21 protein-coding genes and 1 pseudogene are annotated in these 25,797 nt (G+C 46.9%); 8 read left to right on the forward strand and 14 right to left on the reverse strand.

The genetic code is table 11. From position 1 onward, the window contains the following. Window positions 1-8: 8 nt before the first annotated feature. The 7 genes from J3U76_RS11915 to rpmH all read right to left on the reverse strand — a co-directional run bounded on the left by J3U76_RS11915 (window position 9) and on the right by rpmH (window position 5,893). Window positions 9-326, reverse strand: coding sequence for a hypothetical protein (locus tag J3U76_RS11915; protein WP_341534344.1), 318 nt, complete (start codon window positions 324-326; stop codon window positions 9-11). A gap of 541 nt (window positions 327-867) precedes the next feature. Next, entirely contained in the window at window positions 868-1,863 is a 996-nt protein-coding gene (locus tag J3U76_RS11920) for a branched-chain amino acid aminotransferase (RefSeq protein ID WP_208006199.1), read from the reverse strand. A gap of 182 nt (window positions 1,864-2,045) precedes the next feature. Beyond that, window positions 2,046-3,407 (reverse strand): tRNA uridine-5-carboxymethylaminomethyl(34) synthesis GTPase MnmE, encoded by a 1,362-nt coding sequence (gene mnmE, locus J3U76_RS11925; protein ID WP_208006200.1) that lies wholly within the window; start codon window positions 3,405-3,407, stop codon window positions 2,046-2,048. Between the two features lie 88 nt (window positions 3,408-3,495). Beyond that, on the reverse strand, window positions 3,496-5,187 hold the full coding sequence (yidC, locus tag J3U76_RS11930; RefSeq protein WP_208006201.1) for a membrane protein insertase YidC: 1,692 nt from the start codon (window positions 5,185-5,187) through the stop codon (window positions 3,496-3,498). A 3-nt stretch (window positions 5,188-5,190) separates the two neighbouring features. Then, window positions 5,191-5,436 (reverse strand): membrane protein insertion efficiency factor YidD, encoded by a 246-nt coding sequence (gene yidD / locus J3U76_RS11935; protein ID WP_208006202.1) that lies wholly within the window; start codon window positions 5,434-5,436, stop codon window positions 5,191-5,193. Then, a complete protein-coding gene (gene rnpA / locus J3U76_RS11940) occupies window positions 5,397-5,759 on the reverse strand; it encodes a ribonuclease P protein component (protein ID WP_208006203.1) in 363 nt (120 codons plus the stop codon). The genes yidD and rnpA overlap by 40 nt, the downstream gene beginning before the upstream one ends. After that, window positions 5,759-5,893: a 50S ribosomal protein L34 gene (gene rpmH, locus J3U76_RS11945; RefSeq protein ID WP_208006204.1), complete on the reverse strand. Its 135-nt coding sequence runs from the start codon at window positions 5,891-5,893 to the stop codon at window positions 5,759-5,761. The genes rnpA and rpmH overlap by 1 nt, the downstream gene beginning before the upstream one ends. Before the next feature lie 374 nt (window positions 5,894-6,267). On the opposite strand from rpmH, the gene J3U76_RS11950 reads away from it, so the two are divergent. Continuing rightward, window positions 6,268-8,403, forward strand: a complete 2,136-nt coding sequence (locus J3U76_RS11950) for a TonB-dependent hemoglobin/transferrin/lactoferrin family receptor (RefSeq protein ID WP_208006205.1) — start codon at window positions 6,268-6,270, stop codon at window positions 8,401-8,403. Window positions 8,404-9,229: 826 nt separating this feature from the next. On the opposite strand, the gene azu is transcribed toward J3U76_RS11950, so the two are convergent. Beyond that, entirely contained in the window at window positions 9,230-9,691 is a 462-nt protein-coding gene (azu, locus tag J3U76_RS11955; RefSeq protein ID WP_208006206.1) for an azurin, read from the reverse strand. A gap of 377 nt (window positions 9,692-10,068) precedes the next feature. On the opposite strand from azu, the gene dnaA reads away from it, so the two are divergent. The 5 genes from dnaA (at window position 10,069) to ilvD (ending at window position 17,955) form a co-directional block, all read left to right on the forward strand. Continuing rightward, window positions 10,069-11,472, forward strand: coding sequence for a chromosomal replication initiator protein DnaA (gene dnaA / locus J3U76_RS11960; protein ID WP_208006207.1), 1,404 nt, complete (start codon window positions 10,069-10,071; stop codon window positions 11,470-11,472). A gap of 13 nt (window positions 11,473-11,485) precedes the next feature. Next, the gene (gene dnaN, locus J3U76_RS11965) at window positions 11,486-12,589 is read left to right on the forward strand and encodes a DNA polymerase III subunit beta (protein ID WP_208006208.1); all 1,104 of its coding nucleotides are present in this window, start codon (window positions 11,486-11,488) and stop codon (window positions 12,587-12,589) included. A 2-nt stretch (window positions 12,590-12,591) separates the two neighbouring features. Beyond that, window positions 12,592-13,683 (forward strand): DNA replication/repair protein RecF, encoded by a 1,092-nt coding sequence (gene recF / locus J3U76_RS11970; RefSeq protein ID WP_208006209.1) that lies wholly within the window; start codon window positions 12,592-12,594, stop codon window positions 13,681-13,683. Window positions 13,684-13,687: 4 nt separating this feature from the next. Continuing rightward, a complete protein-coding gene (gene gyrB, locus J3U76_RS11975) occupies window positions 13,688-16,105 on the forward strand; it encodes a DNA topoisomerase (ATP-hydrolyzing) subunit B (protein ID WP_208006210.1) in 2,418 nt (805 codons plus the stop codon). A 167-nt stretch (window positions 16,106-16,272) separates the two neighbouring features. Further along, complete coding sequence (gene ilvD, locus J3U76_RS11980) at window positions 16,273-17,955, forward strand: dihydroxy-acid dehydratase (protein ID WP_208006211.1); 1,683 nt, start codon at window positions 16,273-16,275, stop codon at window positions 17,953-17,955. Window positions 17,956-18,065: 110 nt separating this feature from the next. On the opposite strand, the gene J3U76_RS11985 is transcribed toward ilvD, so the two are convergent. The 3 genes from J3U76_RS11985 to glyQ form a co-directional block, all read right to left on the reverse strand. Next, the gene (locus J3U76_RS11985; protein ID WP_208006212.1) at window positions 18,066-19,331 is read right to left on the reverse strand and encodes a valine--pyruvate transaminase; all 1,266 of its coding nucleotides are present in this window, start codon (window positions 19,329-19,331) and stop codon (window positions 18,066-18,068) included. Window positions 19,332-19,634: 303 nt separating this feature from the next. Continuing rightward, entirely contained in the window at window positions 19,635-21,704 is a 2,070-nt protein-coding gene (gene glyS / locus J3U76_RS11990) for a glycine--tRNA ligase subunit beta (RefSeq protein WP_208006213.1), read from the reverse strand. A gap of 9 nt (window positions 21,705-21,713) precedes the next feature. Next, window positions 21,714-22,625: a glycine--tRNA ligase subunit alpha gene (glyQ, locus tag J3U76_RS11995; protein ID WP_208006214.1), complete on the reverse strand. Its 912-nt coding sequence runs from the start codon at window positions 22,623-22,625 to the stop codon at window positions 21,714-21,716. Window positions 22,626-23,027: 402 nt separating this feature from the next. Between glyQ and J3U76_RS12000 the strand changes: the two genes are divergently transcribed. Together J3U76_RS12000 and J3U76_RS12005 are read left to right on the forward strand one after the other, a co-directional pair. Continuing rightward, complete coding sequence (locus J3U76_RS12000; RefSeq protein WP_208006215.1) at window positions 23,028-23,603, forward strand: DNA-3-methyladenine glycosylase I; 576 nt, start codon at window positions 23,028-23,030, stop codon at window positions 23,601-23,603. A gap of 87 nt (window positions 23,604-23,690) precedes the next feature. Then, window positions 23,691-24,341: an OmpA family lipoprotein gene (locus J3U76_RS12005; protein WP_208006216.1), complete on the forward strand. Its 651-nt coding sequence runs from the start codon at window positions 23,691-23,693 to the stop codon at window positions 24,339-24,341. 583 nt (window positions 24,342-24,924) lie between these two features. Here J3U76_RS12005 and J3U76_RS14735 read toward each other — a convergent pair. The 3 genes and pseudogenes from J3U76_RS14735 to J3U76_RS12020 all read right to left on the reverse strand — a co-directional run. Continuing rightward, a pseudogene (locus J3U76_RS14735) lies at window positions 24,925-25,227 on the reverse strand (transposase); the annotation flags it as partial. Between the two features lie 119 nt (window positions 25,228-25,346). Next, a complete protein-coding gene (locus J3U76_RS14740) occupies window positions 25,347-25,544 on the reverse strand; it encodes a transposase domain-containing protein (RefSeq protein WP_424022311.1) in 198 nt (65 codons plus the stop codon). A 9-nt stretch (window positions 25,545-25,553) separates the two neighbouring features. Beyond that, window positions 25,554-25,797, reverse strand: a 244-nt coding sequence (locus J3U76_RS12020; protein WP_208006218.1) for a transposase, incomplete at its 5' end; no start/stop codon positions are given.

Here is a 25,797-nt window from a genome sequence, read left to right on the forward strand (position 1 = left end):
CGCTGAGGTTAGTGGGTTACCGTGGGCGGTGAAGACGTAGCTTTATCAATGAGTTGACGAACTCTATCGTGAGTCTTCCCCAAAGCATCGGCCAGCTCTTCACACAGAAACTCAATGCTATGGTTTAAATGCTTGCGGTCAGTTGCGCTCAGGGGGAGCTGCTCTTGCATCACGCTCAGTCCTTTTACGACTTCAGCGTAGCCAAGTGGATCACCTTTATCGATAGCTGCTTGATTAGCCGTTGCACGAACTTTCCATTGCTCACTGAGCTTGCCTTGCCAGCTTGTTAAATGTTGAATGATTTTTTTTGCTTCCCTAGCACTCATAACGTTACGAATGCTGCTCGGCATATCGTTAGCGCGCACCAGCCAAGTGAGGTCGTTACGTTTGAAATAGAGTTTGAAAAACGTGGCTTTGCTTTCGCCAGAAAAGCTTTTTTTACGAATAGATTTAACTATACCAATACCATAACCGGGATGGTAAATACGATCGCCTTGATTAATAGTGATAATGTGCTCCTCGTGTTAAAAAACTCGCGAACAAAAATAATCAATACAATCAGTATCTTACATTAATTTACTGTTGAGTTCAAGGTGCGGTTACTCACGGACTAATTAAGCTGGTAGGAGTCGGTGAGTAACCGTGGCGCTGTGGCATCAGAATTTACGGGCCGCCCTAGCCAGTAGCAGTCAGAAAAATGGGCTTTGAGTTCGCGGTAGTAGGCCGGCTAAGTTTCGAGTAGCGATGACTTTGCTGACCTCGGCTTGGTTGGAGGTCAGCTTGTATCTTAAAGTCTTTGCCAAATACTTTCGTTTTAAAGTGCAGTATGAGCCGAATAGTCATCCCATTCGGCTCATAAGGTGCGTCTTAGCAGACTTTAGTTAACCAGCCGTGGTTGTCGGCGGCTTTGCCCCATTGAATATCATTAAGGGCTTGGCGTAGGGCATTGGTAGTGGGGCCGGCTTCGCCGTTGCCTACTGTATGCTCTTGACCATTGTGGATCAGGGTGCCAACTGGGGTTAATACTGCCGCTGTACCCGATAGAGCGGCTTCGGTACCGGGCTTTTGTGCGCGCTCTAATAACTCGTCTACGGTGAGGGCGCGCTCCGACACTGTCATGCCGCGATCGCGGGCCAGCGTTAGAATTGAGTGGCGGGTAATGCCGTGTAAAAACGAGCTATCAAGAGATTTAGTAATGATCTCGTTGCCATCAATTAATAAGAAGTTAGCAGCACCGGTTTCTTGTACGTCGCCACCCGGGCAGAACAATACTTGGTCTGCTTGCACCGATTGTTGGGCTTTTAAAATAGGTTGTAAGGCGCTGGCATAGTTGCCGCCGCTTTTTACCACACCCATGTGTGCCGCGCAGCGTGGCTCGTCCGCTAATAATAAGCGCAGGGCTTTACTGCCACCAGTGAAGTAGTCGCCTACTGGTGATAGCAACACATACAGCAAAGAGGTGCTGCTAGGGGCGGCGGCTTTACCAATGGAGGCTTCGGTGCCAATGTGAGTGGGGCGAATATACATGGATCCCGGAGGCAGCGGCACGTCTTTGGCGTAGCGTTTAACAATGTCGATGATCATGGCTGTTAGCTGCTCGGCATCCACTGCAGGCAGGGCCAATAACTCACTGCTTTGGATTAAACGGGCGATGTTTTGCTCCATACGAAAGATGTTAATGGAACCATCTTCATGCTTAAACGCCTTTAACCCTTCAAAACAAGTGCTTGAGTAATGCAGCACATGGGCACCTGGGTGCAGAGTAAGACTATCACTGCTCACAAATTCAGTGGCGCTCCATTGGCCCTGCTCGTAGCGAGCTAGGCTCATTTCTGGGGCAAAAACGGTACCAAATGCTGACATGCTGCTGTTCCTATTAACGAATAAATATGGGTAATAACTAAGCTATATTAACCGAATAGTAAAAAATACGCTCAATAATAGCGAGTAATCTTGATTGATGGTGCCAAGCAACAAACTAAAAAACCTTCTTTTGTAGTCCAACGCTTTTTGTTTAGCTTAGCGCTTGGTGCTAGGCGCTGTTTTTACTTCCCAATACAAAAGCTGGAGAATATTTTGCCCAGTAAATCATCGGAGGTGAACTCACCGGTGATCTGGCTAAGTTCTTCTTGAGCAAGGCGCAACTCTTCGGCAACTAACTCGCCGGCGACATACACTTCTAACTGTTCTTTGGCCATTATCAGGTGTTGATCTGCATGATGTAGGGCGTCTAGGTGGCGACGGCGTGCACTAAAGCTGCCTTCAACGCCGCCTTTAAATCCCATGCAATCTTTTAAGTGATCTTTAAGGGCCTCGACCCCTAAACCAGAGGTGGCAGAGATGGGGTATACCTCATGCTCACCGTCGCTTATCACATCAAGGGCTTCACCGCTTAAATCGGCTTTGTTGCGCACCACTGTGAGGCCGATATGCTCGGGCAGACGATCTACAAAATCGGGCCAAATATCTTTAGGGTGTAGAGCGTCTGTGGTGGTGCCGTCCACCATAAATAAGATGCGATCGGCTTGTTCAATTTCAGACCAAGCGCGCTCAATACCAATGCGCTCTACCGCGTCTGTGGCTTCACGCAAGCCTGCGGTGTCGATAATATGCAGCGGCATACCATCTATATGAATAAACTCACGCAGTACGTCACGGGTGGTGCCGGCAATGTCGGTCACAATGGCAGACTCTTTACCCGCCAGCGCATTCAGTAAGCTGGATTTACCGGCATTAGGTCGCCCTGCAATTACTACCTTCATGCCTTCGCGCATAATGGCACCTTGGCGGGCTTGGCGTTGTACTTCAGTTAAACGGTCGATAATAGCGTATAAGCTGCTGGCTATTTTACCGTCGGATAAAAAATCCACTTCTTCTTCGGGAAAGTCGATGGCGGCTTCCACAAAAATACGCAGCTGAGTTAAAGACTCAACTAACTCATGTACATGGTTAGAAAACTCGCCTTGTAGTGAGTGCAAGGCTGAGCGTGCGGCTTGCTCGCTAGAGGCTTCAATTAAATCGGCAATGGCTTCTGCTTGGGCAAGATCAAGCTTGTCGTTTAAAAAGGCGCGCTCACTAAATTCACCCGCATTGGCGGTGCGCAGCCCAGGCAGGGCAAGAATGCGGCGCATTAACATATCTAAGATAACCGGGCCGCCGTGGCCTTGCAGCTCTAATACGTCTTCACCAGTAAAGCTATTGGGGCCTTTAAAAAGCAGGGCTATGCCTTGGTCTAGCACCTCGCCTTGTTGATCTTTAAAAGGCAGATATTCGGCATAACGCACCTTAGGTATTTTGCCCAGCACGGCCTGAGCCACGGTTTCGGCGGCAGGGCCAGACACGCGTATTATGCCCACGCCACCGCGGCCAGGTGCGGTGGCTTGCGCCACTATGGTATCAAACGACATCTGTTACTACTCCAAGCAAGAAAAAGGCGACCTTAGGGTCGCCTTTAGTGTAGTGAGTGTTAGCACCCAGTAAAGCGAGTCTAACTGCCTAAGACTCGGCTTTATTCTTATTACCGTGCAGACCTTTTTTCTCTAGCTGGCGGAAAATATACCACTGCTGAGTAATGGTCACCACGTTACTAACTAACCAGTACAGGGTTAAGCCAGCAGGGAACCACAAGAAGAAGAAGGTAAAGATGATAGGCATAAATTGCATCACCTTCTGCTGCATTGGATCCGTGACTGTGGTGGGGCTCATTTTTTGGATCAGAAACATACTCGCGCCCATTAATACTGGCAGCACAAAGTAGGGGTCACGAACCGATAAATCTTCAATCCACAGAATAAAAGGCGCATGGCGCAGTTCTACTGATTCCATCAATACCCAGTATAGGGAGATGAAAATAGGCATTTGCACCAGAATTGGTAAACAGCCGCCCAGCGGGTTTACTTTTTCTTTCTTATACAGCTCCATCATGCCTTGAGACATTTTCTGGCGATCACTGCCATAACGCTCTTTTAGCTCTTTTAGCTTAGGCTGTAGCATGCGCATTTTAGCCATGGAGGTGTATTGCGCTTTGGTGAGCGGATACATAACACCACGCACCACAAAGGTAGTAAGAATAATCGCCAAGCCCCAGTTAACCGCAAAGCTTTGTAAGAAGTGCAGCAGCTTAAACAGCGGTTGAGCAATAAACCATAACCAACCGTAATCCACGGTTAAGTCTAGGTTGTCGGCAGCGGCGGCCATTTTCTTTTGTAGCTTAGGGCCTAACCATAAATCAGCAGACAGCGTTTGCTCTGTGCCGGGGGCCACTGTGACTAAAGGCGCTTTAAAGCCAATAGCCGCTTGGCCTCGGTTATTTAAGGCGCTGCTATATAGCTGGTTTTGCTCTTGTTTTGGGGCAATCCAAGCCGATACAAAGTAGTGCTGTAGCATGGCCACCCAACCGGCTTCTGTGCTTTGGTTTAGGTTGGCTTCTTGTACTTTTTTAAAGTCGTACTTGGTATAGCGGGTTTCGTCGCTAGAGTAAGCAGGGCCACGATAAGCCGAGGCCATTAGCATGTTGCCACTTTTACCATCAGGGCTATTAACGCTTTGTTTTAACTGACCATATAGCTGAGCTTGAACCGGCTCACCACTTTGGTTGTTAATGGCATAGCTTACGTTTACCACATGACTGTCACGCGTAAGGGTAAAGTTTTTGGTGAACACCACGCCCTTATCGTTGGTAAAGGTCATGGGCACAGTCAGGCTGTCTTGGCCGTCTGCCAACACATATTGCTGCTGCTTGCTGTGGTAAATAGGACGACCAGCAATGTTGCTATCCGGGCCATCACGGCCAATCAGGCCACTTTGCGCCACGTTTACAAAATTGGCATTGTTGGCCAGCAATACAAACTTGTCATCAGAATCTAGGCTATCGTCGTGTTCTAATAGCTCGGCTCGCACTACGTCACCGCCTTGGGTGTCTATGGTGAGCTTAAGCGTATCTGACACAACAGTAATTAAGTTTTGCTTAGCAGTGGTTGCGCTAGTGTCTGTTGGAACTTCACCTTCACCATTAGCCAGATCACCTTGAGGGATAAAGTCACCATCCCCTTGGCTTGCTTGCACCTGAGTGGTTTGGCTGCTTTGCTGCGCCGTTTCGGGCTGAGCATCTTTAGTTGTCCACTGTTGCCAGATGAGAAAACTCACCAGCAGCAGCGCGATAATTAGAATATTGCGTTGGGATTCCATAGTTTATTTTCTTCGCTTTGTCGGGACCGGGTCATGGCCGCATGGACCTAAAGGATGGCATTTTAATAGACGTTTGATAGTTAACCAACTGCCTTTTAAAAAACCGTGGAGCCGAATGGCCTCAATGGCGTACTGCGAACAGGTGGGAGTAAAGCGGCACCTGGGCCCAAGCAAGGGACTGATGACCAGTTGGTAGAGGCGAATTATGCCTACGCTGAGTCGTTGCAGCGGCGAGAAAGCGTGCGCCATAGCCTATCCAGTAATTCGAACAGCTCGTCGTTTGGCACATCTCCAATCCCTTTCTTAGCAATCACCACTATATCTACATGCGGTAAGTCATGTTGCTTTAAACGAAATGCTTCGCGGGCAACACGCTTCACTCTGTTACGCCAAACGGCACGTTTAAGTGCTTTTTTAGGTACAGCTAATCCCAGTCTGGGGTGACCCAAGTCGTTTGGTTTGGCAAGGAGTGTGACATGAGGGGAGGCGGCTCTGACAGGGTTGTCGAAGACGTTTTTAAAATGGGCGGGAGTTAACAAACGTAACTCCCGTGAGAAGGTGTGCCTGGCCATTAGGCGCTCAGACGGGCACGACCTTTGGCGCGACGAGCGACCAATACTTTACGACCACCTACAGTGGCTTTGCGAGCACGGAAACCGTGGCTGCGTTTACGCTTCAAATTTGAAGGTTGAAAAGTGCGTTTCATAGTAGTTATTACCGCTGTGTCAGTTTGCTATACAGTTTGGCCATGTGCTCGACTGACGCATAAACATCACCGAGACGGCCCACCAAAGAGGCCGAATTCTAAACAGTTCTGCTTATAACGTCAATCCACATGCCGTTGATTGATGACCAATAATAGAAAATGTTTACCTATTAAGGTCGATCCCTCGATCCTTAACGATCGCGGGGCTGGAATTATACAGTCCCTTTGGGGGTTAGCAACAAAAACAGCCAGATCAATAAAATACTTACAAAGAATGGGGTTAAAATTACTAATGCAAGTGATAGTAATTGTCATTTAGATCTAATAGTATTGCGCATCAAATCGAACCTGTTATGGAAGAAAGGTAAAAATTGATGTTCACCAAAACTTTGTTATCCGCCTCTATTATGCTGGCTGTATCTCCTGCAACTATGGCTAAGCCAACGTCATTTTTGGATGAAACCGTGGTTACGGCCACCCGCACCACGCAAGCGAAAAAAGATGTGTCATCGTCGATTGAAAGCGAAACTCGACAAAAGATGGATGCCAACCTCGTTCATGATGTTAAAGATGCCCTTAAATATACCCCTGGGGTAGCAGCTACTGGCGGCGGTCGTTTTGGTATTTCTGGTTTTAATATTCGTGGTGTAGAAGGCAGTAGAGTTAAAACCATGATTGATGGGGTGCAACAACCTGCACCTTATAACCCTGGGGCGAATGAACAGCGCAGTTATCCTAATGCGGTAGAGATCGATACTTTACAGGCCATTGAAGTAAACAAGGGGCCGGCTTCTACCTTATATGGTTCAGATGCCATAGGTGGGGCGGTATTACTTAAAACCAAAGATCCCAGTGATGTACTAGTAACCGACGAAGATGAACACCGTTTTGGGCTTAAAACCAGCTATGCCTCGGTGAATGAAGAATTTAAAAACACCTTTACTTGGGCGATGCGCCAAGGCGAGCTAGAAACCTTAGTAATGGCCACTTATGCCGACGGCGGTGAAACTAAAACCCATGGTAGTGGTGCCGATGTTGCAGGCCCAAACCGAGGGGCGGCTAACCCTGCAGACAGCGAGCTGGGCAACTTGCTGGGTAAAGTGTATTACCAAGTGAATGATGATCACCGAGTGGGTGCCACGGTTGAATATTATAAAAAGCAGTATGATGAAGATGAACTAAGCCAAAATGGTTACACCATTATGCCGGGCTTTACTTACACCGATAACTATAACGAAGATGACAGAGAGCGTATTCGTGTTGGGGTTGAGCACCAGTGGCAGATTAATAGCGCGTTGGCTGACGATATAGACTGGTCATTTAATGTGCAGCATTCAAATTCTACTTTTGAAAACTTTGATACGACCGGATTTATTGGTCAGCGTAATCGAGAGCGGATTGCTAAAGATAAAACCCTGCAGTTTGATGCGCAGTTTGCCAAGCTTGCCGGTGCCAATAAAGATCATCAACTCAATTATGGAGTGAATCTTGTTCATAATGACTTTGAATTAAATAACACTGACTTTAGACTTGGTACAGGTACGGCAGGCGCTGGTAACACAGGCGTACCCGATGCAGAGTTATTGCAGTGGGGAGTCTTCTTGCAAGATCAGATGTATCTGCTGGACGATAAATTAATTGTTACCGCCGGAGCACGTTACGACCGATTTGAAGCCAAACCAAGTAGCGATACCGGTTATATTAATGACTTTGATAGTAATAAAGATGATGCCGTTACCCTAAAACTCGGTTCGGTTTATCACCTCAATAATAATTTGTCAGTTTATGGACAGATTAGCCAAGGTTTTAAAGCTCCTACCGCTGAAGACCTATATTACTTTTATGGTATGGGATCAATATTTAACCCAAACCCTAACTTAAAAGCAGAAAAGAGCTTGGCGTATGAATTAGGGCTAAGAGGGCAAAGTGAGCTGGCAAGCTTTGAGTTGGCCAGCTTCTATACGCAGTATAGTGATTTTATTGCAGATGCTCAGCTAGGTGTTGATACGGCTACAGGTAAAGATGTATTTACTAAACAAAACTTAGACGAAGTCACTATTTATGGCGCTGAGCTGAGTTCAACTCTTTATTTAGACACTGCTTTGGGCGCACCTAAGGGCAGTTACGCTAAAGCGTCATTGGCTTACGCAGATGGCGAAGAAAAAGATTCTGGGCGTAGCCTAAACAGTGTGGCGCCGCTAACCAGCGTATTGGGTCTAGGGATAGACACAGATAACTACGGGGGACAAATAAACTGGACCTTAGTGGCGAGTAAAAATGATTGGTTAGAAGAGGATCATGCCGATACATCTGGCTATGGTGTGGTTGATTTATCAGCCTACTATAAGCCCACACAAGATTTAACTTTGCGGGCAGGGCTGTTTAATGCCTTTGATAAAAAGTATTGGAGCTATCGCAATGTATCAGGCAGTGAACATGGTACGGGTGGGGCAGATATTAATAGTGAACCCGGCCGAAACTGGAGCCTAGTGGTCGATTATCAGTTTTAATACTGTTTAGTTTGAATATAAAAGCCTCTCGATACCTGTATCGAGAGGCTTTTTCGTCATTGCGAGGAGTGCAACGACACGGCAATCCATCTAACAGACAGTAATAAGCTAGAAGCTAGAAGCTAGAAGCCGGAAGTAAAACCAAAAATAAAAATGCCTCAGTGTTTTTGTTTAGCTTACCGCTTCCAGCTTAAAGCTTTCGGCTTTCTATAGGTTTTACGCTGAGCGCCTGACGAAAAAACAAAACTTTATACCAATCGTACTAAAGAAGTAATCATTTTCACTTGCTGCAAAAGCCGAACAAAGGGGTGACTCCACCGACACGCTGCGGGGCTAATAACACTCACATTATCAGCCTACTGCGAACATTCACTGGATGTTCGGTTAAGCTGATACTGCTCGTCACGGCGAGTAAACTCGCCCCCTCTGGCTTCAGCACATGACGTCCCTGTCATGTGATGGTCGGTGGAGTCACTCCCTTTATCCGGCCATCAGCCACTGAGTCGTCTGTTAGCAGTGTTACTGACAACGCTGAGCTCTATAAGAGGTGAATCAGCTTCCTCTCTTGCAGGTTTTCAATAGAACAAGTATTTAGTGTGTTTGGTATAAGGCCGGATAACAACATAGCGCAAAGCCTTGACGTCTAACAGAATACCGACAAGGACAGAGTTTCTATGGTTTTTTTGATGGGTATAAGGCAATAAAAATTAAAAAGTGACAGTTAAAACGTAAGAGAGGTTCTGATAGTGAGTGCGAAAAGATAACGCTGGGGAAAGAAGAAAAATAAAACGCCCGCAAGGGCGGGCGTTTTTATCAACAGAAGGGCTTATTCAGTGATGTTGAATTTGCCGTTCATGATGCTTACGTGGCCTGGGAAGCTACAGAAGAAGCTGTAGTCGTCGCCGGCATTGAGATCGGCAATGCTAAAGGTAACACTGGTGCTTTCGCCGCCGCCCACTACTTCTGTATGAGCAATAACGCGATCGTCATCTTCTTTAATGTAATCGTTATCAGCACCGGCATTCATGCCATCGGTAGCAACAGGCTGCATATCTTCGGTAGCTGTTAATACCCAGTTGTGGCCCATTACGTTTTTCGCCATGGTGCCCGTGTGATGAAGGTTTAAGGTTACTTCTTCACAAGTAGCGGGTACGCTCAACTCTTTTTGGTCAAACTGCATAGCGTCATTACTGTTTATGTCCAGGGTGCATTCGTCAGCGGCAAATGTTGGCATTGCGGCTGTGGCTGACAATAATGCAATTCCTGCTAAATAATGTGTCTTCTTCATGCATGTCTCCTTAAAGTGTACATGTAACCTGTCACTGATTTACGGTGACCAAGCCAAACATACCCTAACATAGAAAATTGAGAATAATACTCAGTGATTAAAGATAACACTGTGATTATTGGTGATCCATCAAACCAAAACTATGATCTGTGTCACAAAAAAGTGTTCACAATTTAATTGTTGCATATAAATGGTCTATTAATAACTTTATCTACAACCCCTGTTTATAACTACAGGGAACCTGTGCATGAGTTATAAGTTATTCACAGATGTCAAGGATCATATTTCACAAGATCAGTACGATCTTGCTAGAGATCCAAGCGCGGCATCAGTAGAATAACCACCCCTTGATTGATCCCTCTACTTTAGGAGTTCTGATGAGCACCACGCTTTGGCAGCAGTGTCTTAACCGACTACAAGATGAATTGCCCTCGGCAGAATTCAGTATGTGGATCAGACCACTGCAAGCGGAGCTGGGTGATAACGTGCTCACGTTATTTGCCCCTAATCGTTTTGTATTAGATTGGGTGCGAGATAAATACCTATTGCGGATCAATAGTCTGTTGGGTGAGTTCTGCGGCAGTAATTGTCCACAAATGAAATTTGAAGTGGGTAAAAAGCGTACACCCGTTAATTTAGTGCCCAGTGCCACACAAAATCAGCCAAGTGAAACTGAGCAAGCTGACAGTAAAGCACCTGCGCCTACACAAATGGCACCATCTTGGATTGAAAAAGCAGAAGATAAGCCAGAGCTGATTTACAAAAGTAATGTGAATACCAGTTATACCTTCGACAACTTTGTAGAGGGTAAATCAAACCAGCTGGCACGAGCTGCTGCGCAACAAGTGGCAGAAAATCCGGGGGGCGCTTATAACCCATTATTTTTATATGGCGGCACCGGTTTAGGTAAAACTCACTTATTACACGCCGTGGCAAATGGCATACGGGCGCGCAAAGCCGATGCCAAAGTTATCTATATGCACTCAGAACGCTTTGTGCAAGATATGGTTAAAGCGCTACAAAACAACGCCATTGAAGAGTTTAAGCGCTACTATCGTAGCGTTGACGCCTTGTTAATTGATGATATTCAATTTTTTGCTAATAAAGAGCGTTCTCAAGAAGAGTTTTTTCATACCTTTAACGCGTTATTAGAAGGCAATCAGCAGATAATACTGACCTCAGATCGTTACCCTAAAGAAATAGTGGGTGTAGAAGACCGACTGAAGTCACGTTTTGGTTGGGGCTTAACCGTGGCCATTGAACCGCCAGAGTTAGAAACGCGAGTGGCGATTTTAATGCGCAAGGCCGATGAAAATAAAATGCGCCTGCCCCATGAAGTGGCCTTTTTTATTGCCAAGCGACTGCGCTCTAACGTGCGTGAGTTAGAAGGCGCGCTAAACCGGGTGATGGCCAATGCCAACTTTACTGGCCGCGCCATTAATATCGATTTTGTACGCGAAGCCTTGCGTGATTTGCTGGCACTACAAGAAAAACTGGTCACCATGGATAATATCCAGAAAACCGTGGCGGAATACTATAAAATAAAGCTATCGGATATTTTGTCTAAGCGCCGTTCACGCTCTGTCGCACGGCCGCGTCAGGTAGCCATGGCGTTGGCAAAAGAGCTCACCAATCATTCGTTACCCGAAATTGGCGATGCCTTTGGTGGACGGGATCATACGACAGTGTTACATGCGTGCCGTAAAATCGCTCAGTTGCGCGAAGAAAGTCATGATATAAAGGAAGATTACTCTAATCTTATCCGCACCTTATCTTCCTAAACCGGAGAAACCCATGCAGTTTACTATCAGTCGCGAAGCCATATTGCGCCCGTTGCAATTGGTATCCAGTGCCCTAGGTGGTCGGCCTAACCTACCGATCCTTAACAATATATTGTTAAGCGTGAGTGATAACGCCTTATCGATGACAGGCACAGATACCGAAGTAGAAATGATTGCCAAGGTAGAGCTGCAAGGCGAGGTGACGTCGGGCAGTATTACGGTGCCAGCACGTAAAATGTTGGATTTATGCCGTGGCTTGCCTGATGGTGCCGAGCTGCGTTTTTCTAAAGAAGGTGAGCGACTTATTTTGCGCTCGGGCCGTAGCCGTTTTAATTTGGCAACCTTGGCTGCAGAAGACTTCCCTAACATTGAAGAGTGGAGCTCTGAGCTGGAGTTTGATATTAACCAGCTAGAACTTAAAAAACTAATTGAATCAACGCAGTTTTCAATGGCCGTACAAGATGTACGTTATTACTTAAACGGCATGTTATTTGAAACCGATGGCCAATGGCTGCGTACTGTCGCCACAGACGGACACCGCTTAGCTACCTGTCAGCGCCAACTGCTGAGCGAAGAACTGCCGGCCCAGCAGGTTATCGTGCCCCGTAAAGGTGTGCTGGAGCTGGTTAAGTTGCTAGAGCATGACGACCAAGATGTACGCCTGCAAATTGGTAAAAATAATATTCGCGCCGTGACATCGGGCTTTATTTTTACCTCTAAATTAGTTGATGGCCGCTTTCCGGATTATCGCCGCGTATTACCTCGCGAGTGTGATAAAACACTAATTTGTGGCCGAGAAGAGTTACGACAAGCTTTTTCGCGCGCCGCCATTTTGTCTAACGAAAAATTTCGTGGCGTACGCCTGAATATGCATGATCAAGTGCTTAATATTACTGCGAACAATCCAGAACAAGAAGAAGCGGAAGAAGTCTTGGATGTGAGCTATGAAGGAACAGATTTAGAAATCGGCTTTAACGTCTCTTATGTACTCGATGTGCTTGGTACGCTCAAGTCTGATAAGGTAAAAGTCAGTCTTAAAGATGCCAGCAGTAGTGGGCTTATTGAGGCTGAAGACAATGGTGATGCCTTGTACGTTGTGATGCCGATGCGACTCTAAGCATGGCGTTGCTTAACTTACAGTTAAAAGATTTTCGTAATATTGCTTATGGCCGTTTAATACCGGCCGCTGGCATTAATATACTGGTTGGCGCGAATGGCAGCGGCAAAACCAGTATATTAGAAGCCATTCATTATTTAGGCATGGGGCGTTCATTTCGTACCCATCTGACTGGTCGAGTGATCCACCAAGGCGAGTCTGCCTTCACCTTGTTTGCGCGCATTGCACAGGATGACGATAGTTTACCTATTGGGTTAAGTAAAACCCGTGGTGGAGATACCCGATTAAAGGTAGCAGGGCGCACTGCCGAACGATTAGCCGATCTGGCACACATACTACCCATTCAGTTGATCCACCCAGAAGGGTATAATCTATTAACGGGTGGGCCTAAGTTACGCCGCTCGTACTTAGATTGGGGGTTATTTTATTCTCAGCCGCGATTTTTTAGCGTTTGGGGGCAGTACCGCCGATTGTTAAAGCAACGTAATGCGCTGTTGCGCCAACAAAGGCCTGCAACAGAATTGCGCTATTGGGACCAACAGTTGGTGACGTTAGCTGAAGAGTTGAGTCTATTCAGGCAGCAATATGCCGAGGCCATAGAGCCGGTTATTCGCCAGATTGCTGGCGAGTTTCTGCCTGAATATGATTTTACGTTTGATTTTTTTCGGGGCTGGGATCGCAGCATAAATTTAGCTGAGGTCTTAGAGCAAGGTTTAGCACGAGATTTAGGTTTAGGATATACCCACTCGGGGCCTCATAAAGCTGAAATTCGTATTAAAGCCCGAGGTATGCCGGTGCAAGATTTATTGTCTCGGGGCCAACTTAAATTGTTGGTATGCGCCATGCGCTTAGCCCAAGGGCAGTACCTAAAAACCGAAAAGGATCAGAATTGTATTTTTTTAATCGACGATTTTGCGTCTGAGTTGGATGAACAAAAACGCGCCTTACTAGCGCAGCAATTGAATAGCCTAGAAGCACAAGTTTTTGTTTCTGCCATCGATGTGGCGCAACTTAGTCAAATGATCACACGGGATAATAGCAAGCTGTTTCATGTGAAACAGGGTGACATCACCGAACACCAGGAGTGCGAGTAAGCCAATGAGTGAACACACTTACGACTCTTCGAGTATTAAGGTATTAAAAGGCCTAGATGCCGTCCGTAAACGCCCGGGCATGTATATCGGCGACACCGACGATGGCTCCGGCCTGCACCATATGGTGTTTGAGGTGGTGGACAACTCGATAGATGAATCTTTAGCCGGACACTGTAAAGACATCAGCGTTATTATTCATAACGATGGCTCGGTATCCGTATCCGATGATGGCCGTGGTATTCCGGTTGGCATTCACGAAGAAGAAGGCCGTTCCGCCGCCGAAGTAATCCTTACCGTATTGCATGCCGGGGGTAAGTTTGACGATAACTCCTATAAAGTATCCGGTGGTTTGCACGGGGTAGGTGTTTCTGTGGTGAATGCCTTGTCTGAGGTATTACAGCTAACCATTTGGCGCGACGGAAAAGTACACGAGCAAACTTACCATCATGGTGTGCCCCAAGGCCCACTCACTGCAGTGGGTGATACGGAAAAAACCGGTACTCTTATTCGCTTCTGGCCAAGTCACGACACCTTTACGGATACCGAGTTTCACTTTGAAATATTAGCAAAGCGTCTGCGTGAGCTGTCGTTTTTGAACTCGGGCATTTCTATTCGTTTAACCGATGAACAAACCGATAAAGAAGCGCACTTTGAATACGAAGGCGGCATTCGTGCTTTTGTGGAGTTTTTAAACCAAAGTAAAACGCCGATTCACCCTAATGCGTTCCACTTTGTTAGTGAGCAAGAAGGCGGTATTACGGTTGAAGTCTCTATGCAGTGGAATGACTCTTACCAAGAGAATATTTTCTGCTTTACCAACAATATTCCACAGCGCGACGGCGGTACTCACCTAGCAGGTTTTAGGGGGGCATTAACCCGCACCCTTAATAACTTTATGGACAAAGAAGGCTATAGCAAAAAAGCCAAAACTTCTGCCTCTGGTGATGATGCCCGTGAAGGTTTAACTGCGGTTATCTCAGTAAAAGTGCCGGATCCTAAGTTCTCGTCACAAACCAAAGACAAGCTGGTGTCTTCAGAGGTAAGAACCGCGGTTGAGCAAGCCATGAACGAGCGTTTAGCTGAGTTTTTATTAGAAAACCCCAGCGATGCTAAAACGGTGGTGACTAAAATTATTGATGCTGCCCGCGCCCGTGAAGCTGCGCGTAAAGCCCGTGATATGACCCGCCGTAAAGGGGCATTAGACTTAGCAGGCTTGCCGGGTAAACTGGCCGACTGCCAAGAAAAAGACCCAGGGCTATCAGAACTTTACATAGTGGAGGGTGACTCTGCTGGTGGTTCTGCCAAGCAGGGGCGTAACCGTAAGAATCAGGCCATTCTTCCTTTGAAAGGTAAAATTCTTAACGTTGAAAAAGCCCGTTTCGATAAAATGCTGTCTTCGCAAGAAGTGGCGACCTTAATTACAGCGCTAGGCTGTGGTATTGGCCGCGACGAGTACGATCCCGATAAGCTGCGTTATCACTACATTATCATTATGACGGATGCGGATGTGGATGGTGCGCATATTCGTACCTTGTTGCTGACCTTCTTCTATCGTCAAATGCCAGAAATAGTAGAGCGCGGTTATATTTATATTGCTCAACCACCTTTGTATAAAGTGAAAAAAGGTAAAAACGAGCAATATTTGAAAGACGAAGAGGCCATGTTGGAGTATCAAACCAATATGGCGCTAGAAGGCGCAAGTTTACACGTTAATGAGTCGGCACCGGCAATCAGTGGTGAGCATTTAGAGAAGTTAGTAACAGATTTTCGTAAGGTAGAAATTCTGATTGAACGATTATCACGCCGCGCGCCTGAAATCGTGCTAAATGAGCTAATTTATCAGCCTGAGCTCACGCTAGAAGCGCTAACCGATGAAGCACAAGTTGCCGCTTGGGTCAAAGCCATTAATCTTTCTTTAGAAGATGACAGCACCAATGGCGCTAACTACGCCTTAGATTATGCGTTTTTTGAAGAGCGTAATTGCTACTTGCCTAAGGTTAAGGTGCGTCAACACGGTACCGAGCGTGAATATCCGATTAGCTATGACTTTTTCGCCTCAGGTGAATATCGCAGCATAGTTGAGCTGGGTAATGGCATTGCCAACTTGATGGAAGAAGGCGGTTATGTGAAGCGAGGCGAAAAAACTAAAGAAGTTTCGACCTTTGCTGAGGCGCTTGAATGGCTGATGCACGACAGTAAACGTGGCCTGTATGTACAGCGTTATAAAGGGCTGGGTGAAATGAACCCAGATCAGTTATGGGAAACCACCATGGACCCAGACTCACGCCGTATGTTGCAGGTAAAAATTGAAGACGCCATTGCCGCCGATCAATTGTTCTCGACCCTAATGGGCGATCACGTTGAACCACGCCGCGAATTCATCGAAACCAACGCCCTGCAAGTTTCTAACTTAGATATTTAATTATCTTGCTAGTGAGCGGTTAATAAAAAGCAGCGCCTGTCGCTGCTTTTTTTGTGAGTAAAGATAGAGGCGCCACCGACTTATACGTTTGACACTTTCTTTAAAGTGGTGGGGCTGTCAAACTGTCTACTATTACTACATTCTAGATTCATATTAAGGACAGCATGATGAGCCAGGATAAACGTCGCCAGTATTCCAGCCAAGTGGTTGATGGACCTACCAAAGCACCGGCTCGCGCCATGTTGCGCGCTGTGGGTTTTACCGACGAAGATTTCAAGAAACCGCAGGTGGGTATTGCCTCAACTTGGAGTAATCTTACCCCTTGTAATATGCACATTGATAAGCTGGCAGTGGAAGCAGGCAATGGCGCCGATGAAGCTGGCGGTAAAAGCATTATCTTTAACACCATTACTATTTCTGACGGCATTGCTAACGGCACCATCGGCATGAAGTATTCTTTGGTGTCACGGGAAGTGATTGCAGACTCCATTGAAACTGTGGCGGGCTGTGAAGGCTTTGACGGTATTGTGGCGATTGGCGGCTGTGATAAAAACATGCCGGGCTGCATTATTGGTATGGCACGCCTGAACCGACCTTCTGTATTTGTGTACGGTGGTACCATAGCGCCGGGCAAAAACCATACCGATATCATTTCTGTGTTTGAAGCGGTGGGTGCGCACGCAAAAGGCGATATGTCGCTGATTGATGTGAAGCAAGTAGAAGACACGGCAATTCCGGGCCCAGGTGCCTGTGGTGGCATGTATACCGCTAATACCATGGCCTCTGCTATTGAGGCTATGGGTATGAGCTTGCCAAATAGCTCGGCGCAAAATGCCACCTCCGATCATAAAGTGCAAGACTGTCGTGACGCGGGTGCAGCGGTATTAGAACTGCTCGAGCACGATATTAAGCCGTCAGATATTATGACGCGTGAGGCATTTGAGAATGCCATTACTGTGGTTATTGCACTGGGTGGCTCTACCAATGCGGTATTGCACCTGTTGGCCATGGCTCATGCTATTGACGTTGAGCTGAGCCTAGAAGACTTTGTGCGCATTGGTGAGCGAGTACCTGTGCTCGCCGATTTGCGCCCTAGCGGTCATTATATGATGTCTGAATTGGTGGCTATTGGTGGTATTCAACCGCTAATGAAAATCTTGTTAGACGCAGGTTTGTTACACGGTGATTGCTTAACCGTGACCGGCAAGACCCTGGCTGAAAACTTAAAGGATGTGGCGCCTTACCCAACGGGGCAAGCCATTATTCGTCCACTTGATAATCCGATTAAAAAAGACAGCCACTTGCGTGTTTTATCGGGCAACTTAGCGCCTGAAGGCTCTGTGGCCAAAATTACTGGTAAAGAAGGGTTAGCCTTTACGGGTTCTGCGCGGGTGTTTAGTTCAGAAGAAGAAACGCTTGAGCGTATTTTAGACGGTACCGTTAAAGCCGGTGATGTATTGGTAATTCGTTATGAAGGCCCTAAAGGCGGGCCGGGCATGCGTGAAATGCTCAGCCCTACCTCTGCCATTATGGGTAAAGGTTTAGGCCAAGAAGTGGCCTTGATTACCGATGGTCGCTTCTCGGGTGGTAGCCATGGCTTTGTGGTGGGTCATATTTCACCCGAAGCTCAACAAGGTGGCCCGCTGGCCATTGTGGAAGATGGCGATATTATCACCATAGATGCCGAGACTAATAAGCTAGAAGTTAATTTATCGGATGCGGAAATTGCTGCACGCTTAGCCAAGTGGCAAGCTCCCGAGCCACGCTATCGCCGTGGTGTGTTGGCTAAATATGCTCACACTGTAAGCTCAGCCTCAACTGGTGCGGTTACCGATAAGTTAGAAGATTAAGTTTAGGCTATAGCAATCTGACGTTAGCAAAACGCCGACCCTAAGGTCGGCGTTTTTGTTGGCTGACGGCTGATAGCTGACCGCTTAAAGCTATGTTTTAGGTCGTTGGCTTATAGCTGTGTTTGAGGTGCCTGATAAATGGCGTAAATCTCTTCAGCTAAAATTTTGATGCCAGCCTGTACGTCGGCTTCAGATTGCGCGTAGTTGACGCGAATACACTCTTTACTGTGCTGCCAGTGTTCATCTTCAATGCCCGGAAAGAAGTAATGACCCGGTACAATCAATAAGCCTTTTTGTTTTAACCGCTCATACAACTCTTGGCAGTGAATGGGTAAGTCTTCAAACCATAGCCATAAAAAGAGGGCACCTTCGGGTTTATGAATATGAAATTGTGGCAGGGTAATGGCTTCTTGTAGCCAACGCACCGCCTGTTGTGCCTTATTTTGATAGAAAGGCTTAATCACATCATTACTGAGTGTTAGTACATCACCATTTTCCATCATGGGTAAGGTCATGGCAGGGCCCATGCTGCCGGGGGCGAGGTTAATGATGCCGCTAATATTGGTCATGGCTTTAATTAACTCAGGTTTGGCAACCACAATGCCGCAGCGTACACCGGGCAGGCCGAGTTTAGATAAGCTCATGCACAAAATAGTGTTGTCGTTCCAAAATGGCTTAGCTTCACTGAAGATAATATTTGGGAACGGCATGCCGTAGGCGTTATCAATAAGCAGCGGAATGCCTTTTTCTCGAGCGATCATGTCTAGGCGCATGATCTCTTCATCAGTTAACACATTGCCGGTTGGATTGGTGGGACGCGACACACAAATAAGCCCCACATCATCCCCCACTTCTAAGTTATCGAAGTCGACATGATACTTAAATAAACCGTCTTCTAGGGGAGTAATGGCCGGCTTACAGGCTACAAAGTGATCTTCACTGAGTGCGCCGTCGCCATAGCCAATATATTCTGGTGCGAGTGGAAATAGCACCTTCTTTTTACGGCCATCATTAAATTCACCGGCCAATAAGTTAAACAGGTAAAAAAAGGCGGTTTGGCTGCCATTAGTGAGCGCAATATGCTCAGGACCAATGGCCCAACCTAGTTCATTTGATAACAATTTGGCGAGCGCATTAATATAGGCGTCTTTGCCTTGTGGCCCATCGTAATTGGCCATGGCTTTAATTAAATCGCCGTTTTTTATCAGCTGTTGGGCTTGGTTATCGAGGTAAGAAAGTACGTCAGGAATCGCTGCCGGATTGCCGCCGCCCAGCATAATGGTGTTGGGAGTGGTAAGACCTTGGTTAAGGTCGTCCATTAATTGCGTTATACCGGCATGGCGGGTAAATTTTTGGCCAAATGTTGAAAATTCCATGAGCTCACTTACCGAAAAAAAGAAGGTTAATAATGTCTCTCACGTTATCCGATCTTGTGTTAGCTGTCGACCAACTAAAAAGCCCCGCGTGAAGCAGGGCTTTAAAGAGAGCTTAAGACATAGCCGGAAGCTGTCAGCTATCAGCGGTCAGTTAGTTCAAAAACTAACAGTCTATCCCTTCGGGGAGCTGTCAGTTAAAGGTTTAATGTGGTCACCTGCTTTAGCCGTGAAATCCGGCGCAGCCGGATATGGCGCACCGGATTAATCTAAACATCACGCATTAAAGCCGTGTCTACCAAAGGTCTACTGTAGCAGCGAGATATCTGCGATTTGCAGGAACAGGTTGCGTAGCTGATTTAACAGACTTAACCGATTGAGGCGTAAGGCTTCATCGTCCGCCATTACCATTACCTGATCGAAGAAGTTATCCACACTTTCGCGTAAGGTTGCTAGCTCGCTTAATGCACTGTTGTAATCGGCATTGGCAAATAAAGGTGTGAGGCGCTCGCTAAGCTCAGATAATTGAGTAGCCAGTGCTTGTTCCGCCTCGTCTTGCAAGAGTGCAGTATTAACTTGTGCAGGAATATCACCGTCAAACTTGGCAAGAATATTACCCACTCGCTTATTAGCAGCGGCAAGAGCTGATGAGGCTTCTAGTTTGCGGAACTCGCTCACGGCTTTTACGCGGGCGTCAAAGTCGGCGGGGCGCGTCGGGCGACGTGCCAATACCGCCTGAATAACATCCACACCATAGCCTAAGTCTTGATACCAAGCACGAAAACGTCCTAGCATAAAGTCCAACACTTCGGTGGCAGCGTTAGCATTACTGAGTTTATCGCCATATAAAGCGCGCGCTTGCTCAATAAGAATCACTAAATCGAGATCATAGCCTTTTTCAACAATGATACGCAGGGTACCTAAAGCCGCACGGCGTAGGGCAAAGGGGTCTTTATCGCCCTTAGGGGTCTGGCCAATACCAAAAATACCCACTAGGGTGTCTAGCTTATCAGCAAGTGCCACGGCTGCAGAAATATCTTGGCTAGGGAGTGCATCACCCGAGAATCTGGGCTGATACTGCTCTTTTAGCGCTACTGCGACGGCTTCATCTTCCCCGTCGTGGCGTGCGTAGTGCATGCCCATTACGCCTTGGGTTTCGGCGAACTCGCCTACCATATCGGTAACAAGGTCACATTTAGACAGCAAGCCGGCGCGCTCAGCCTTGGCTTGGTCTGCTCCCATGGCGGCGGCAATAAAGCCAGATAAGACACTAATACGTTCAGACTTTTCTCGTACCGAACCTAGCTGCTTTTGAAAGAGCACAGAGTCGAGTTGTTCAAGGCGAGAAGCTAAGCTGGCCTGACGGTCGTTATCAAAAAAGAACTGCGCATCGGCAAGGCGCGGGCGCACCACTTTTTCGTTACCGGCAATAATTTGGCTTGGATCTTTCGACTCAATATTGGTCACAAAGATAAAAGTCGGCATTAAGTTGCCAGCCTGATCGTAGACTGGGAAGTACTTTTGGTCGCCTTTCATAGTGTGTACTAAGGCTTCTGCTGGCACTTCAAGAAAATCATTTTCAAAGTTGGCGGTCAGTACCACTGGCCATTCAACTAATGAGGTCACTTCTTCCAATAAGTCTTCATCTAAGTCAGCTATGCCTCCGGCTGCTGCGGCCGCTTGGGTCACGCCTTCTTGAATAATGGCTTTACGACGCTCAAAGTCGGCCAATACCTTACCGGTGTTTTCTAGGGCGCTTAAATAGTGATCGGCACTCTCTAGCTCAAACTCAGACTCGCCCATAAAGCGATGGCCGCGCAGGGTGCGTGAAGACTCAACCCCGAGCATATTGGCTGGCAACAATTGCTCGCCAAGTAACAAGGTTAAGGTGTGCACAGGGCGAATAAACTGAATGCTTTTATCACCCCAGCGCATGGCTTTAGGGATTGGCAGATGATTTAAGGCTTTTTCAACCATATTCGGTAGTAAGTCGGCGGCGGCTTGGCCTTTAATATCTGCGATATGCAGTAACCATTCACCTTTGTCGGTTTTTAAACGACTGGCTTGGCTTACTTCAATGCCATTGCCACGAGCCCAGCCCATGGCGGCTTTTGTTGGGTTACCGTCGCCGTCAAAGGCGGCTTTTACTGCAGGGCCGCGTTTTTCTACCTGCTTGTCGGCTTGGGCCAAGCTCAAACCGGTAACATATACAGCCAAGCGACGCGGGGCGGCATACCAGTGTACTTGTGAAAAAGACAGGTCGGCACTGGTCAGTTCTTGCGTTAGGTTGTCGGCAAAAGCGGTGCCTAGGCTGCGTAATGCTTTAGGTGGCAACTCTTCGGTGCCTAATTCAACCAGAAAATTCTGTTCAGACATGCAGATCCCTTACTTTTCTTTATTACACATAGGGAAGCCAAGCGCTTCGCGAGAGGCATAGTAGGCTTCGGCCACGGCTTTGGTTAGGGTGCGAATACGCAAGATATAACGCTGACGCTCAGTAACCGAAATTGCCTTGCGGGCATCAAGCAAGTTAAAAGCATGACCGGCTTTAAGAATACGCTCGTAGGCTGGCAGCGGCAGTGGTGTGTCTAGTGCTAATAATGACTGACACTCTTGTTCGCACTGCTCAAAGAAGCTAAATAAGTGCTCAACCTTGGCATGCTCAAAGTTATAGGTGGACTGCTCAACTTCGTTTTGATGAAAAATATCGCCATAGGTGGTTTTGCCTAAGGGACCGTCACACCATACTAGATCGTATACTGAGTCTACGCCTTGAATATACATGGCTAGGCGCTCTAAACCGTAGGTAATTTCACCTGTTACGGGTTTGCACTCAAGACCGCCCACTTGCTGGAAGTAAGTAAATTGCGTGACTTCCATGCCGTTGAGCCAGACTTCCCAACCTAAGCCCCAAGCGCCCAATGTTGGGTTTTCCCAGTTATCTTCCACAAAGCGAATGTCGTGTATCAGCGGATCTAGACCCAGTGCTTGCAAAGAACCTAAGTACAGTTCTTGTAAGTTATCGGGGGAGGGTTTGATCACAACTTGAAACTGGTAATAATGCTGCAAGCGGTTAGGATTTTCACCATAACGTCCGTCGGTTGGGCGGCGTGATGGTTGTACATAAGCGGTGGCCATGGGCTCTGGGCCTATGGCGCGCAAGCAGGTCATGGGATGAGAGGTGCCAGCACCTACTTCCATATCCAGCGGCTGGACAATGGCGCAGCCTTGCTGAGCCCAATAATCCTGCAAGGTCAGGATCAGACCTTGAAAGGTATTGATATCGAATTTTTGCATGATGTAAGCGCCTTGCTATAGGTGCGTTCGCAGAGAAACTAAGGCCTAGAGTATACCCCCTGACCCGATACGAATATAGTTTGAATTGTAAGGGCCGCGCCCAGCGCCAAGCTAGACTAAGAGGCTAAAGATAATTTGTAACGGAACCCACGGAACCCACAGAAAAATAAAGAGCAGATCTGAAAAAGCCTAAACTAGGATATAAAATATTAATGGTAAGGCTAAATTCCCAGTCTCAGAGAGCGAGCTCTTCGTCATTTATGACTATAATTCCTTTTAATTCTCCGTGTTCTTCCGTTGCAAAAAATCTTTAATCTTGAGGCGTTTATCTTTAACGGATAGCGTACGGAGTAAAGCGTACAGCTGTCCTTTTCACCCCTTACGTCCAAAAAAGGAGCGATTATGCTAACCCGTTGTGCTTGGGTTAATGACGACCCCAGATATCAGGCTTATCACGATAATGAATGGGGCGTGCCGGAATATGATAGTCGCGCCTTATTTGAAAAGTTGTGTCTCGATGGCCAACAAGCAGGATTAAGTTGGTTTACCATTCTTTGTAAAATACCTAATTATCGAGTGGCTTTTGCTGATTTTGAGCCTGCGGTTATTGCCAACTTTACTGAACAAGATGTAGCACACTTAATGGCCAGTCCAAAGGCGGGCATAGTACGCAACCGATTAAAAATTCGTTCTATTATTACCAATGCCCGTGCCTATCTTGCTATGGAGCAAGCAGGGATTAATTTTAGTGATTGGTTGTGGCAATTTGTGGGAGGTCAGCCAGTTATTAACCATTGGCCAACTCATAATGATGTACCTACTTTTACTCCAGAGTCTCAAATAATGGCCAAAGCACTAAAAAAACGCGGTTTTTCTTTTGTCGGCGATACTATCTGCTATGCCTTTATGCAAGCGACTGGCATGGTTAACGATCACTCACTTGACTGTCATTGTCGCCCGAGTCGCGTCAGCAGCTGACACTCAATTCCTAACTCGGCTTTGTAGTATGGGCTCAGCAAGGCTATATTATTGAATACTCGTGCTTTTTAAATACGGAATTCTATTATGAAAAAAATCTGCTTAGCAGTAGTAACAACGGTTGCATTGTCTGCTTGTACGACTAACCCGTATACGGGTGAGTCGCAATCTTCTAAAGCGGCTATTGGTAGCGGTATTGGTGCACTGGCGGGTGCCGTTATTGGTGGTGCTTCTGCCAGCTCCAGTGACCGCGAAAAAGGTATTTTAATTGGTGCTGCCAGTGGTGCCGCACTGGGTGGTGGCGTTGGCTACTACATGGACGTACAAGAAGCGAAATTGCGCGATAAAATGCGTGGCACAGGCGTGAGTGTGACCCGTAATGGTGACAATATCGTTTTAAACATGCCAAGCTCTATCACTTTCGCAGTCGACAGTGCAGACCTATCGCCTAGCTTTTATAACACCTTAAGCGGTGTGGCAATGGTATTAAAAGAGTATGAGAAAACCTACGTTAACGTAGTGGGCCATACCGATAACACAGGTTCTGCTAGCCATAACCAAGCGCTATCTGAGCGTCGCGCCGCATCTGTTGGCCAGTACCTGATCAGCCAAGGTGCCGCGGCTAACCGCTTTAATATTCGCGGTGTGGGCTTTAACCAGCCAGTGGCCAGTAACAATACAGCTAACGGCCGTGCACAAAACCGCCGTGTAGAAATTACCCTAAGCCCAATGCAGTAAGCATTATAGGTCTCAGGTAAACGAAAGTGTCCGCTAATATGCGTAACACCATTCAGTTAAGTGTGTTTAGACTGAATGGTGTACCGTGTTTTTGATATCCGAACGGTTCTACTCTTGGGCTGTTTCCTTTGTCAGGCAGAATATGCCGCTTCACTCGTTCGCGCATGGCCCTCAGCTTTTTGGGAATAGTGCCGGGCGCGGCGATGGCGCACCACATCACTTCATCCGAATATCTCTTAACTCCATCATAAAGCTAATCCTCAGGGGTGAGACTTCTGCCTCGTGAGCAATTCGGCTGATCTCCACGCGGATCAAGTTATAGGCTAATAAAATTCCTCGCAACTCCTGTATGACTTCCTCGACCGGCTGACTATGCAATAAAATTGTGTCCTCTAACATTTGATGTTTAATTTCATGTAGCTATTTTCGATTTCCCATCGCTCAAAATAGACATCCAATAACGCTTGGCCTGAGCACTGCTGCTCATCAACTAACGAGCACAGTACCCCCTTGATACGGTTGCTGCTGACAGGCTTCGGATAAAGTACCAATCGAGCTTGCCAGTAATCTGGCAAGGAGGGATCTAATTTCTTGCCTGAGGTGACACTTTCATTTCCACTAGGTGATCGCACTCTGAAAACGAGTGCAGCACCGTATATTTAGTATTGATTTTTATAGGTACCATCCAGTGAGCATGGGGATGCTGGCGTTGCCAGTTAATCAATAATTCTGCACTGAGATAACAACGGTCAAATATCGTCAGGCTGTTATTGGGGGCATGCGCAAGCAGTTGCTTGGTATAGGTGACCTCTCCCTGATGGCTCAGACTAAAAGCTACATGATGAACCATGCGGCTGCGCAGTGAACTAAAAACACACAGACGAACAACGGGGTGTTCGGTATGAGACTTTTACTGTGCTTAACGTAACCGAAATGCTCGGTTAATTCGGGTGTATCAGAGGTGCGAAACTGGGTGCCGTCGACAGAAAAAAGTCGAAGTCCATGTCATGTATCTTTGCCGTCTTCTTCTTCAATCCAGCGTGCTGCTGTGAGGTCAAAAAAAGCTGCTAATGGCTCGCTAGTTAGACGTTGCCTAGCCTGAGAAATGGCGCTCGGTGCGACTGATGCTCCTAGCTTATCGATCAGTATAAGATCGAGTTTGTCCACGACATCACTAATCGAATGGTCGCGAAATAATACCAGCCTGTAAAATTAACTGGTCAGATTTATCCACTCTCTGGAGCACATTTGTGTCACGCGTTCGGCACTTTCAATAAAGGTGTTCCAGGCCTCGCAGACGCTGCTCATGATGTCTTCATAATTTTTAAGAACGCGATTGGCAAGACAGTGCTGACGCATCCAACTCCACACTTGTTCTATCGCGTTTAATTCAGGTGAATACGGTGGCAATTTAATGATACTGACATTCTCAAATTCGGCTGCAATGTCATCGGTA

Origin of the sequence: Oceanisphaera pacifica, from assembly GCF_017498065.1 — a bacterium.
GTDB classification, from domain to species: Bacteria; Pseudomonadota; Gammaproteobacteria; order Enterobacterales; family Aeromonadaceae; genus Oceanimonas; species Oceanimonas pacifica.